At 65.4% G+C, this 11,891-nt stretch carries 12 protein-coding genes and 3 tRNA genes; 10 read left to right on the top strand and 5 right to left on the bottom strand.

Annotated features, from left to right (window positions below):
* On the bottom strand, window positions 1-1,360 hold a 1,360-nt coding region (locus tag ACSBQT_RS16835; protein WP_435002143.1), incomplete at its 3' end, for an aspartate aminotransferase family protein.
* Between the two features lie 91 nt (window positions 1,361-1,451).
* On the opposite strand from ACSBQT_RS16835, the gene ACSBQT_RS16830 reads away from it, so the two are divergent.
* Window positions 1,452-2,063 carry an IMPACT family protein gene (locus tag ACSBQT_RS16830; RefSeq protein WP_435002142.1) on the top strand — a complete coding sequence of 204 codons (612 nt, stop codon included), beginning with the start codon at window positions 1,452-1,454 and terminating at the stop codon, window positions 2,061-2,063.
* Window positions 2,064-2,098: 35 nt separating this feature from the next.
* Here the strand turns inward: ACSBQT_RS16830 and ybaK are convergent, their stop codons facing one another.
* Window positions 2,099-2,599 carry a Cys-tRNA(Pro) deacylase gene (gene ybaK, locus ACSBQT_RS16825; RefSeq protein WP_435002141.1) on the bottom strand — a complete coding sequence of 167 codons (501 nt, stop codon included), beginning with the start codon at window positions 2,597-2,599 and terminating at the stop codon, window positions 2,099-2,101.
* 207 nt (window positions 2,600-2,806) lie between these two features.
* Window positions 2,807-3,154, bottom strand: a complete 348-nt coding sequence (locus ACSBQT_RS16820; RefSeq protein WP_167194072.1) for a metallopeptidase family protein — start codon at window positions 3,152-3,154, stop codon at window positions 2,807-2,809.
* Window positions 3,155-3,322: 168 nt separating this feature from the next.
* Here ACSBQT_RS16820 and ACSBQT_RS16815 point away from each other — a divergent pair.
* The 9 genes from ACSBQT_RS16815 to ACSBQT_RS16775 all read left to right on the top strand — a co-directional run bounded on the left by ACSBQT_RS16815 (window position 3,323) and on the right by ACSBQT_RS16775 (window position 10,290).
* A tRNA-Glu gene (locus tag ACSBQT_RS16815) sits at window positions 3,323-3,395 on the top strand.
* A gap of 37 nt (window positions 3,396-3,432) precedes the next feature.
* Window positions 3,433-3,506: transfer RNA gene (locus tag ACSBQT_RS16810), tRNA-Asp, on the top strand.
* 71 nt (window positions 3,507-3,577) lie between these two features.
* Window positions 3,578-3,653: transfer RNA gene (locus ACSBQT_RS16805), tRNA-Phe, on the top strand.
* 151 nt (window positions 3,654-3,804) lie between these two features.
* Window positions 3,805-5,754 (top strand): acetate--CoA ligase, encoded by a 1,950-nt coding sequence (gene acs / locus ACSBQT_RS16800; RefSeq protein WP_435002140.1) that lies wholly within the window; start codon window positions 3,805-3,807, stop codon window positions 5,752-5,754.
* Between the two features lie 148 nt (window positions 5,755-5,902).
* Window positions 5,903-6,772 (top strand): SDR family oxidoreductase, encoded by an 870-nt coding sequence (locus ACSBQT_RS16795; protein ID WP_435002139.1) that lies wholly within the window; start codon window positions 5,903-5,905, stop codon window positions 6,770-6,772.
* A gap of 59 nt (window positions 6,773-6,831) precedes the next feature.
* Window positions 6,832-7,815 (top strand): patatin-like phospholipase family protein, encoded by a 984-nt coding sequence (locus ACSBQT_RS16790; RefSeq protein WP_435002138.1) that lies wholly within the window; start codon window positions 6,832-6,834, stop codon window positions 7,813-7,815.
* Window positions 7,816-7,892: 77 nt separating this feature from the next.
* Window positions 7,893-8,402, top strand: a complete 510-nt coding sequence (locus ACSBQT_RS16785) for a hypothetical protein (RefSeq protein ID WP_025780602.1) — start codon at window positions 7,893-7,895, stop codon at window positions 8,400-8,402.
* Between the two features lie 64 nt (window positions 8,403-8,466).
* Window positions 8,467-9,912 carry a sugar porter family MFS transporter gene (locus tag ACSBQT_RS16780; protein WP_435002137.1) on the top strand — a complete coding sequence of 482 codons (1,446 nt, stop codon included), beginning with the start codon at window positions 8,467-8,469 and terminating at the stop codon, window positions 9,910-9,912.
* A gap of 9 nt (window positions 9,913-9,921) precedes the next feature.
* Window positions 9,922-10,290: a universal stress protein gene (locus ACSBQT_RS16775; RefSeq protein WP_435002136.1), complete on the top strand. Its 369-nt coding sequence runs from the start codon at window positions 9,922-9,924 to the stop codon at window positions 10,288-10,290.
* Here the strand turns inward: ACSBQT_RS16775 and ACSBQT_RS16770 are convergent.
* The gene (locus ACSBQT_RS16770; RefSeq protein WP_435002135.1) at window positions 10,259-11,101 is read right to left on the bottom strand and encodes an isocitrate lyase/PEP mutase family protein; all 843 of its coding nucleotides are present in this window, start codon (window positions 11,099-11,101) and stop codon (window positions 10,259-10,261) included. The two genes, ACSBQT_RS16775 and ACSBQT_RS16770, sit on opposite strands and share 32 nt — an antisense overlap.
* A gap of 41 nt (window positions 11,102-11,142) precedes the next feature.
* The gene (locus tag ACSBQT_RS16765) at window positions 11,143-11,853 is read right to left on the bottom strand and encodes an ArsR/SmtB family transcription factor (protein ID WP_435002134.1); all 711 of its coding nucleotides are present in this window, start codon (window positions 11,851-11,853) and stop codon (window positions 11,143-11,145) included.
* Window positions 11,854-11,891 lie beyond the last annotated feature (38 nt).

Here is an 11,891-nt window from a genome sequence, read left to right as displayed (position 1 = left end):
AGCGGGGGAAGTCTAAGTCGGTGAGGACCTTCTCGAAGACTCCGAGGCCGCGTTCGAGGTCCTCTTCGCTGATGTTGATCGGTGGGACCACGTGCAGCCGGTGGTAGTTGTTGAACGGGATGACGCCGTGTTCCTTCAGCGCCGCCACCACCGAAGCGACCTCGGGTGAGCCACCGCCGTAAGGGGCCAGCGGCTCCTTGGACTCTTTGTCCCAGACGAGTTCGATCGCCCAGAACGCCCCGGTGCCGCGGACCTCGCCGACATGCTTCGAATTCTCCGCGATCTGCCGCAGACGGGGTCCGATGATCGTCTCTCCGATATGCGCGGCGTGTTCGATCATGCCTTCGTCGGCCATCGCGTTGATCGTCGCGACCGCCGCCGCGCACGCCAGCGGATGCCCGGAGTAGGTCAGTCCGCCGGGGTAGACGCGTTCGGCGAAGGTCTCGAAGATCGCGTCGCTGATGACAACCCCGCCCAACGGCACATACCCGGAGTTCACGCCCTTGGCGAAGGTGATGAGATCGGGGACGATGTCGAAGTGCTCGAAGGCGAACCACTTGCCCGAGCGTCCGAATCCGGCCATCACCTCGTCGGCGATGAGCACGATCCCGTGCTCGTCGCACAGCGCCCGCACACCCTGCATGTACTCAGGGCTGGGCACCATGATGCCGGCGGTGCCGGGAATGGATTCGAGGATGATCGCGGCGATCGTCGCCGGACCTTCCAGTTCGATGGTCCGACGCAGGTGCTGCAGCGCACGTTCGGTCTCTTCGGCCTCGGTGGTGGCGTGGAATTCCGAACGATAGAGGAAGGGTCCGAAGAAGTGGACGACGCCCGATTCTCCGGTCTCGTTCTCCCACCGGCGCGGGTCACCGGTGACGTTGACGGCCGTCTGTGTTCCACCGTGGTAGGACCGGTAGCGGGAGAGCACCTTCGTCCGGCCGGTGTGCAGTCGCGCCATGCGGATGGCGTGCTCGTTCGCATCGGCGCCGCCGTTGGTGAAGAACACGTGATCGAGCCCGGCTGGGGTGCGGTCGGTGATGAGGCGTGCCGCTTCGGAACGGGCTGCGTTGACGGTGGCCGGGCTGATCGTGCACAGCACATCGGCTTGGTCCTTGATCGCGGCCACGACGGCCGGATGCTGGTGGCCGATGTTCGTGTTCACCAGCTGCGAGGAGAAGTCGAGGAACTCCCGGCCCTCACCGTCGATGACCGTCGACCCCTGGGCGCGGGCGACGGTCGGCGGGTCGATGAGCCGCTGTGCCGACCACGAATGGAAGACGTGCGCGCGGTCGAGTTCACGAGCTCGGGCGGATTCGTCTTTGAGAGCTGCCAGATCGGCGTCGCTGAGGTGGTCCACCGTTGTCACCCTTTCACTGAAGTACCGGGGATGAGCGCGGAATCCGCGCCCGTGGGCTCATCGTAGAACACATTCGACTACAGTGACGAGCATGTCTTACCGGACCATCGTCAGCCCCGTCGAGGCCGAGATCGAGATCAAGAGATCCCGTTTCCTCGCCCGTCTCTCCCCTGCCGCGGATGAGGCCGAGGCCAGGTCCGTCATCGCCGAGGCGCGCGCCGAGCATCCGAAGGCCCGCCACCATTGTTCGGCGTTCGTTCTCGACACCGATTCGCGCACTCAGCGCTTCAGCGATGACGGCGAACCGGCCGGCACCGCGGGCGCTCCGATCCTCGATGTCGTCACCGGTCATGATCTGACCTTCGTCGTCGCCGTCGTCACCCGGTATTTTGGCGGCACCTTACTGGGTGCGGGCGGGCTCGTGCGCGCTTACGGTCAGGCCACCTCGGCGGCGGTGGATGAGGCGCGGATCGTCACCCGTCATGAGCGCGTCCCGGTGTCAGCAGCCGTCGACTATGCCCAGGCCAATGCGCTGGAGCGGGCGGCCGGGAACCGGGGGTGGGCGACGCGGGCCGACTACGGCGGTGAGGTCGGACTCGATGTCCTGGTTCCCCTCGCCGAGGTGGCTGATGCCGTGGCGATGTACGCCGACCTCACCGCCGGTCGGGCAGAGCCCGAGGTCGGTGAGGTCGAATGGGTGTGAGGCCGGGGATCGGCGCTCGGATCAGCGAGAGCTGATCAGTCGAGCGCGGCGATCTTCGCGACCTGGGCGTTCGTGAGCATGACGAGATCCTCGGGGCGGAGCTCGATCTCGAGACCGCGACGGCCGGCCGAGACGAACACTGTCGAATGGTCGAGCGCGGTGCGGTCGACGACGACCGGCACGGCATGGCGCTGTCCGAACGGGGAGACTCCTCCGACGGGGTAGCCGGTGCGACGTTCGGTCTCGGCAACGCCGGACAGCTGGGCCTTCTTCGCTCCGCGCGCGGAGGCCAGGGCCTTGAGGTCGAGCTGACCGGAGACGGGGACGAGCGCGGTCACGGGCTGCCCGTCGACCTGGATCATCAGGGTCTTGAACACCTGGTCGGAGCTGACGCCGAGTTTGTCGGCGGCCTCCGATCCGTAACGGCGGGTGGCGGGGTCGTGGTCGAAGCTGCGCAGGCTGTAGTCGATGCCTGCCAGGTTGAGCACTCGCACGGCCGGGGTCGCCGCGCTGGAAGTCTTGGATGCAACTGTCATAAGGGGGTAGTGCCTCCTGCCCGCAGGTCAGCGGGGCCCGGAGGCGCAGCTTTCACGACTCCATGTCCCCGCATCGATACGGACGGAATGTTGTATCGGTGCTGATAGGTACCCGCCCACAATAGGCGAAGTAGGCTCACGGACGCCAATTCCCGTGACGTCAAGTGACCCGCCGGTAATCCCATTGACCCCTTCGGTCGGGGGTGCTCAGCCCCACCCGAGTTCGTGGAGTCGGTCATCATCGAGCCCATAGAAATGGGCGATCTCGTGGACGATGGTGATGACGATCTCTTCCCGCAGGTGGTCCCGATCCTCGGCGAAGTCGATGAGGTTGTCACGATAGATGAAGATATTGTCGGGCATCTCGAACCCGGCGATCCCCCGCTCCCCGATCGGCGTGCCGTCATAGAGGCCGAGCAGGTGTCGATCACCGTTCTCCGGCCGGTCCTCGACGAACAGTGCGACATTGTCCAGCTGTTCGGTCACCCCGGCAGGCAGCAGATCCAGGGCTTCGCCGAGGATCGCGTCGAACTCCTCATCACTCAGGGCCTCCATGCCTCCCACTCTAGCGACTTCGATCCCCTCGCCGAGGTGGCCCTGCGGAGCGTCCGAAACCACCGTTTTCGGCGTGTGACCGAGGACACTCCTTTTCGTTTTGCATTCCGCGAATCGGGTGGGATAAGCTTAACGTCGTTGCCCACGGGGAATCCGAGGACAACCTGGGCCCCCATCGTCTAGAGGCCTAGGACACCGCCCTTTCACGGCGGCGACACGGGTTCGAATCCCGTTGGGGGTACGGTGTAAGATCGTAAGGTCTTCCATCGCAACAGCAAGGCCCTGTGGCGCAGTTGGTTAGCGCGCCGCCCTGTCACGGCGGAGGTCGCGGGTTCGAGTCCCGTCAGGGTCGCGGAGCATAAGGCTCTTCTTCGGAAGAGCCTTTGTTTCTCTCGGCATACTTGATGAGTATGCCGGCGGCTCGGCTCTGTAGCTCAGTTGGTAGAGCGTTCGACTGAAAATCGAAAGGTCACCGGATCGACGCCGGTCGGAGCCACCACACGGAAGCCCCGTTTCCCAGTCTTGGACTGGGAAACGGGGCTTCTTCGCGTCTGCCCGCACCTCTTGAAATCCAAATCAACTGGAGTAGGTTGAAGATGAGTTCGATGACCCGCCCACGTCGTGGTGGTGCAGGGTGAAAGGAGAGCACGATGACGAACAATCCGACGATTCAGGAACTCAGCCACGAGGACAGGGCTTTCCCACCCCCAGCGGACTTCGCCGAGAATGCGAATGCGAAAGCCGACGAGTACGACAAGGCCGCAGCCGACCGCATCGGCTATTGGGAGGAGCAGGCACAGCGCATCAGCTGGGAGACGCCCTTCGACACGGTCCTCGACTGGTCGGAGAAGCCCTTCGCGAAGTGGTTCACCGGCGGCAGGCTCAACGCCTCCTACAACTGCGTCGACCGCCATGTCGAGAACGGCCTCGGCGATCGCGTGGCCTACTACTTCGAAGGCGAATCGGGCGACACCCGCACCATCACGTACTCCGATCTTCTGCGCGAGGTCTCGAAGACCGCGAACGCCCTCACCGAACTCGGGGTCAAGACCGGCGACCGCGTCGCCATCTACATGCCGATGATCCCCGAGACGGTGTTTGCCATGCTCGCCTGCGCCCGCCTCGGCGCCCCGCACACGGTCATCTTCGGCGGCTTCTCCGCTTCGGCGATCGCCGACCGCGTCAAGGACTGCGGAGTCGAGTTCGTCATCACTGCCGACGGCGGCTATCGCAAGGGCAGGCCCTCGGGTCTCAAATCCGTCGTCGATGAGGCGATGGAGGACTGCCCCGAGGTGCGCAATGTCCTCGTCGTCCGTCGCACCGGCCAGGACGTGGAGTGGAATGACGACCGTGATCTGTGGTGGCACGAGGTCGTCGATCGGCAGCCGGAGACACACACTCCGGAGGCCTTCGATTCCGAGCATCCGCTCTACATCATGTACTCCTCGGGAACGACCGGAAAGCCCAAGGGCATCATGCACACCACGGGCGGCTACCTCGTCGGGACCTCGTTCACCCATTGGGCGGTATTCGACATCAAACCGGAGACGGACGTCTATTGGACAGCCGCGGACATCGGCTGGGTGACCGGCCATTCGTACATCGTCTACGGTCCGCTGGCCAATGGCGCCACCTCGGTGCTCTATGAGGGCACCCCGGACACACCGCACCGGGGACGGTGGTGGGAGATCGTGCAGAAGTACAAGGTCTCCATCCTCTACTGCGCGCCCACCGCCATCCGGTCGTTCATGAAATGGGGCCGCGACATCCCCGCCCAGTACGACCTGTCCAGCCTGCGCCTGCTCGGCAGCGTCGGCGAACCGATCAACCCCGAAGCATGGATGTGGTATCGCGAGCACATCGGCGGGAACCGCTGTCCCGTCGTCGACACCTGGTGGCAGACAGAGAACGGCAGCATCCTCATCAGTCCCCTGCCGGGTGTGACCGCGACGAAGCCGGGATCGGCGATGCGTCCGCTGCCCGGCATCGTCGCCGACGTCTACGACGACGAGGGCAATTCGGTCGAACCCGGAAACGGCGGCTACCTCGTCATCAAGGAACCGTGGCCGTCGATGCTGCGCACCCTGTGGGGCGACGAGGAACGGTTCAAGAAGACCTACTGGTCGCAGTATCCGGACGTGTACTTCGCCGGGGACGGGGCGAAGATCGACCGCGACGGTGATTTCTGGGTCCTCGGCCGCGTCGACGACGTGCTCAACGTCTCCGGACACCGGATGTCGACCGCGGAGATCGAGTCCGCTCTCGTCGCCCATCCGAAGGTCGCCGAGGCGGCCGTGGTCGGGGCTGCTGATGAGATGACAGGGCAGGCGATCGAGGCCTTCGTCATCCTCCGGGAGAGCGCTAACGACGGCGGGGACGATGTCGTAGGTGAGCTGCGCAGTCATGTGCGGTCCTCGATCGGACCGATCGCGACTCCGCGCTCGATCATGATCGTGCCCGATCTGCCGAAGACCCGGTCGGGCAAGATCATGCGTCGGCTGCTCAAGGACGTCGCCGAGAACCGCGAGGTCGGCGATGTCACGACTCTCGCGGACTCCTCGGTGATGGCCCTCATCCAGAAGGGCATGAAGGAGAGCTGATCCCCCGGCCGACGGGCGATTTCCGAACCCGCTCTTGCGTGACCCACGGCACACTGATGTACTGTCAGGTAACATCTCGTGGGGCCCGCTCGGGCGGGTTCTGTACGAGACGGACCGCACTGAAGCCTAACTGCAAGGACGCATAGACATGACGCGTGGAACGAAGATCGCCGGAAGCCGCATCCTCATCACGGGAGCCGGCAGCGGAATCGGCAGGCTCATGGCTCTGGACGCGGCGGCTCGCGGCGCAGCCGAGGTCATCATCTGGGACCTCTCGGACGAACGCGGAGACGCGGTACATGCCGAGGTGGAGGCCGCAGGAACCAGGGCCCGCTCCTTCACCCTCAATGTCGGTGATGCCGACCAGGTTGCCGCCATGGCCGAGCAAACCGGTCAGATCGACATCCTCGTCAACTGCGCCGGGATCGTCTCCGGCAAGAAGCTCCTCGACATGGAGGAGGCGGCGGTCCGTCGCCTCTACGACGTCAACACCTTCGCCCTGTACTGGACGACCCAGGCGTTCCTGCCCGGAATGATCGAACGCGACCGCGGTTCGGTGGTCACCATCGCCAGCGCGGCCGGCCTGACCGGAGTCGCGCGACAGACCGACTACTCGGCGAGCAAATGGGCAGCGGTGGGCTTCACCGAATCGCTACGCGGAGAGCTGCGCGCCGACGGCAGCCGGGTCAACACCCTCGCCGTCTGCCCCTTCTACATCAACACCGGCATGTTCAAGGGTGTGCAGACGAAGTTCCCGCGCCTGCTCCCGATCCTCGAAGAGACCGATGTGGCCACACGCGTCCTCGATTCCATCGAATCCGGTCGTGAGCAGCTGGTCATGCCCTCGCTCGTCCGCCTGGTTCCGGGAGCCCGTCTCCTGCCGACCCGCGCCTTCGACAAGGTCATGGACTTTCTCGGCGTCAACCAGACGATGGACCACTTCACCGGCCGGACCGGTCCGAACCAGAAGCACAGGTCACCGGAGGGAGACGTGCCGGTCGCTGTCGCACGTCACTAGGCGGCGCTTCCTCGGCGCTGGTCCACAATGGAATCAGGGTGCGAAGGAAAGGAGCCGCCATGGCGATGACCGATCTCGTCCTCGAAGGCGGAGGGGCGAAGCTGCCGGGCCTGGTCGGCGCGGTCGAGTCCCTCGCCGACGCAGGCTACGACTTCCACCGGATCGCCGGCACCTCGGCCGGAGCCATCGTCGGTGCGCTGACCGCGGCGGGGATCGCCCCGCAGACGCTTGAGCAGAAGGTCCTCGAACAGGATTTCACCGAGTTCGAGGACCTTCCTCCTGTCTTCCACCTCGTCCCCTGGCTGGGGCGAGTACAGGGACTGCTGCTGCACAAGGGAATGTATGTGGGGCAGGCGCTCCATGACTTCCTCGCCTCGGCATTGGCCGATCAGGGGGTGCGCACGTGGGGTGACCTCAAACTCGACGATCCGGGCAGCGCGATCCCACCTGAGCGGTCATATCGGCTCGTCGTCATCGTCTCCGATGTCTCCCGCGGCCGCATGCTCCGCCTGCCCTGGGACTACGAAGAGGCCCTCGGTGTCGATGCGGACAGCCAGTCCGTCGCCGAGGCGGTATGCGCCTCAGCGGCCAGTCCGTTCTTCTTCCGTCCGCGAGCCCTGCCTGCCCGGCCGGACATCGCCGGTGGAGACTCCGTGCTCGGCGCCGACGGCGGACTGCTCTCGAACTTCCCCGTCGACGTCTTCGACCGCAAAGACGCAAAGCCTGCACGGTGGCCGACCTTCGGTGTCATGCTCTCCGCCCGGCAGACAGCGGCCGCCGAATGGCGGCCCAACGCGACAACCTTCCAGTACGCGAAGTCCCTGGTGTCGACGATGCTCAATGCGCACGACCGGCGACACATCGATGATCCCTCGGTGACCGAGCGGACGGTGTTCGTCGACACGACCGGCCATAGCAGCACGGACTTCGCTCTCACTGACGATGACAAGCTCGACCTCATCTCGTCGGGCCGAATGGCCGGAGAGAAGTTTCTGGCCCAGTGGGACTGGCAGGAGTGGAAGGACCGTTTTGACCGGAAATGACCCTGACCCCCATGGCCTGCGACCGAACGACGTGTCAGAATGAGGGCCCGACCCTGATTGCGAGTGAAGGAGAGATCATGAGCGAGTTCGACGCGGATGCAGCAGACCGGCTGGAAGACGACCCCATCCTCGATGATCCCGAGCTCGACGAACCGACGGCCGATGAGTTGGATGATCCCGAACTCAGCGCCGCCGAGGCCGAGGCCGACCAGGTCGACGCCGACTCCGACATCGATTCAGACATCGATGACGAACCCGGCGAAGCCCCCGTCGAACCCGGTGCGGAGGGGCCCGAAGGGACCGGCATCGAAGGCGCCGACGATGTGCTCGTCGACGACGCCGGCTGGGAAGACGAGAACGAGGCCCCCGACCTCTCGGACGAGTTCAACACCGATCAGTCGCCCGCAGCGGAACAGGGAAACCGCGTCGGCGACGAGATGGTCTCCGACGGCGATGACGACTTCGAGGTCGCCGAGCTCGACGGGGATGACCTCGATGTCGATGCCCTGGCCGATGACGGGACCGAGCAGGTCTCGGTCATCGACGGCATGCCCGAAGTCATCGATGACTCATATCAGGAGGACTGAGCTCCACCCCCTCCGTCCGTGGCAGGCTCCCATGTGTGAGGACTGAAGGGGAAAGGAGTCGCCCATGCCACCCGGATCCCCGCGTCGTCAATCGACGTCCACCGCGAGCACGAACTTCGAACTCCCCCACGTCGGCACAGGACGCCCCGTCCACCGCCTCGGCATCATCGCCACGGTCGCCACCTTCGGCGGTCTGCTCTTCGGCTATGACACCGGTGTCGTCAACGGAGCTCTCGAACCTCTGAGCGAGGACTTCGGCCTGACCGCCCTGAGCGAAGGCCTCGTCGTCGCTTCCCTCATGGTCGGTGCCGCTTTCGGTGCGGTCTTCGGCGGTCGAGTCGCCGATGCCTGGGGCCGGCGCAAGACGATCCTGGCCCTGGCCGGAGTCTTCATCATCGGCACCCTCGGCTGCGTGCTCGCGCCCGGGGCGGAGTTCCTCATCGGCGCCCGCTTCGTCCTCGGACTCGCAGTCGGCGGCGCCTCGGCGACTGTGCCCGTCTATCTCGGTGAGATCGCTCCGTCGGAGAAGCGCGGCAGCTATGTCACCCGCAATGAGCTCATGATCGTCGGCGGTCAGCTTGCGGCGTTCGTCATCAACGCCGTGATCTTCAACTTCTTCGGGCATGTCGACTCGATCTGGCGGTGGATGCTGCTTGTTGCCCTCGTGCCGGCGATCGCCCTCCTCGTGGGCATGATCTTCCAGCCCGAGAGCCCGCGCTGGCTGATCTCGCAGGGGCGCACCGAGGAAGCTCTGGCCGTGCTTAAGCAGGTCCGCTCCCCCGAACGTGCCGAAGCCGAGATCGACGAGGTCACCCACCTCGCCGCCGAGGATGCGAAGGAAGCCACAGGCGGACTCTCCGACCTCGGCACCCGCTGGGTGCTGCGTCTGGTCATAATCGGTGCCGGACTCGGCTTCTTCCAGCAGCTCACCGGGATCAACTCGGTCATGTACTACGGAACTCAGCTGCTCACGAGCGCGGGCCTGGATTCCGGTGTCGCCATCATCGGCAATATCGCCAACGGCGTGTTCTCCCTGGCCGGCATCTCCTTGGGCATGTACCTGCTCAACAAGCTGCCGCGCCGGGTCATGTTCCTCACCGGCTACGCCCTCATCGCGGTCTTCCATACGCTCATCGCCCTGACTGCGGTCATCGTGCCGCCCGGACCGGCACAGGCGTGGACGGTGCTCGCCTTCCTCGTCCTCTTCGTCTTCTCCATGCAGGGAACGGTCGGCCCGCTGACCTGGCTGATGCTCTCGGAGATCTTCCCGATGAAGATCCGCAGCTTCGCCATGGGCATCTGCGTGTTCGTGCTGTGGATCATGAACTCCATCGTCGCGCAGTTCTTCCCGCCGCTCATCGAGGCCCTGGGCATGACGGCGACTTTCGGCATGTTCGCCGGCCTCGCCGTGATCGCCTTCGTCTTCCTGGCGCTGATGCTGCCGGAGACGAAGGACAAGGATCTCGCGGAGTTCGAACGCGAATTCAAAGCCGAGTACGGACGCAGATAAGGAGCCTCCATGTCAGTCGCCGTCGCCGTCACCGACAGTCCCGAGGGCCGGTTCGCCCTCGAAGCGGCCGTCGCCGAGGCGCAGAACCTCGGCACCGGGCTGCTGCTCATCAACCTCACCCTCCATGACTTCACCGAGGATGAGATCCCCTCCGGACTCGAGGTCACCGTCATCAATCGGTCCGGCCGCGGTGATCGCGACCCGGTCACCGCCGTCGTCGACGAACTGGGCGATCACTCGGAGGTCGATCGTCTCGTCCTCGGTGTCCGCGCCCGCTCGCGCGTGGGCAAGATGATCCTCGGGTCGGTCGCGCAGCGGCTCATCCTGCGCTCCCCCGTTCCTGTGCTCACCGTCCGCCGGGACGCGACCGGACGCTGACTCGGTCCAGTTCGGTGAAGGCCCGGTACGGCAGCACGTTCTCCGCCTGTGCGGGGCGGTCGTCGGCGAGCACCTGCAGAGTACTCAGCGCCCCCCGACATCGCCGCGCGATAGAGCAGCGATCCGGTGCTGATCCTGGCCACCCCGCCTCGGCGAGGTCCGACTTCGAATACCGCGGGCTGGCCAGGACATTGACGGGAACCCGCCGACGGCTGGTGATCGTCTCGATCGTTGCCAGATCGAGGCTGCCGGGCACGAAGATCCCATCGGCTCCGGCATCGACGTAGGCATCGATGCGGGCCAGAACCTCGCCGAGGTTGTCCTGGCCGATCCAGAACGTGTCGATTCGGGCGTTGACGAACAGGGCGGGGAACGCCTCCTTGATCGCCGTCACTTTCGCAGACAGGACTCCGGGTTCGCTCATCCGACCCTGTCGCGAGTCCTGGATGTTGATGCCGTCGACGAGGAGCCCGCCCGTGCCGTCGGCGATTGCGAAGTTCTCGCGCACGATCTCGACGACGAACTCGGGGCCGTCTCCGTAGCCGTCTTCGAAGTCGCAGGTCAGAGGGTGGTTCGGAAGGGCGGTACGGAGGGCGGCGGCGAGGTTCACGGACCCGGCCAAAGTCGCCCGGTCTTCATCGGCGGCGCCGATGCCGGCGGCGACACCGAGACTCGTGGTGCCCACGGCACGGTGCCCCGCCTCGGCGAACAATCGAGCGCCGGCCACGTCCCACGCACACGGCAGGATGAACGGGTCGCCGGGGACGTGCAGGCTGCGGAAGGTCGTTGCGGTGTCGGTGGGCTCGGTCATCGTCGGTCTCCGTTGGTCGATGGCGGTTTGTTCGCTGGCGGTCAGAGATGATCTCGCTGTGCGCTGAGCACCCAGCCGAGGCGGTCGCGTCCGTCCGCGGTGAGCGTCAGGGCTCGCGAGTGCGGGCGTCGCAGAATCCACCCGCGGTCGAAGAAGGTGCGGCAGATGCCATCGCCGAGGCGACCGCCGAGGTGGGAGCGGCGCTCTGTCCAGTCGAGGCACCGGCGCACAAGGGGCCGCGACGAGGTCGTCGGTCGGCCGACATCGAGTCCGAATGCCTCGGCGAGCCCGGCCCTCCCGGATTCGGTGATGGTGAGTGACGGATCGATCCATTCTCGCTGCACCAGTGCGGAGAAGAGCTGAGTTCCGAACCGGCCCGCGATGTGTCGGTAGCAGGTGCGGGCTTCGATGAGCTGACGGTCACGGGTCTTCGCAGCCAAGGTCGGTGCTGCGGTCATCGATCCGCCGGCCAGAGCTCCGGTGTGCTCCAACCAGTCGGCTGCGTCGGTCGAGGCGATCTGCACATAGCGGTGTCGCCCCTCCCGTCGCTCGGCGAGAATATCGTGGTCGATGAGGACGTTGACGTGTTCGGACAGTGACGACATCGGAATCGACAGGGCACGGGAGAGCTCGGTGAGCGTCCAGGCACGACCGTCGAGGAGGCTGGCACAGATCATCACGCGCCTCGGGTCGGCGATGGCCGACGCCAGAGCGGCGATGTTCGGTGCGGACTCCGGGAATCTCCTCGTCATGCCACCATCGTATGGCTGTGTTGTTTCGGTGCTGACCG

The sequence above is a fragment of the Brevibacterium sp. H602 genome, assembly GCF_051172395.1.
Lineage (GTDB): Bacteria > Actinomycetota > Actinomycetes > Actinomycetales > Brevibacteriaceae > Brevibacterium.
The sequence above is the reverse complement of the archived record's forward strand: the minus strand, read 5'-3'. Positions and strand labels throughout refer to the sequence as shown.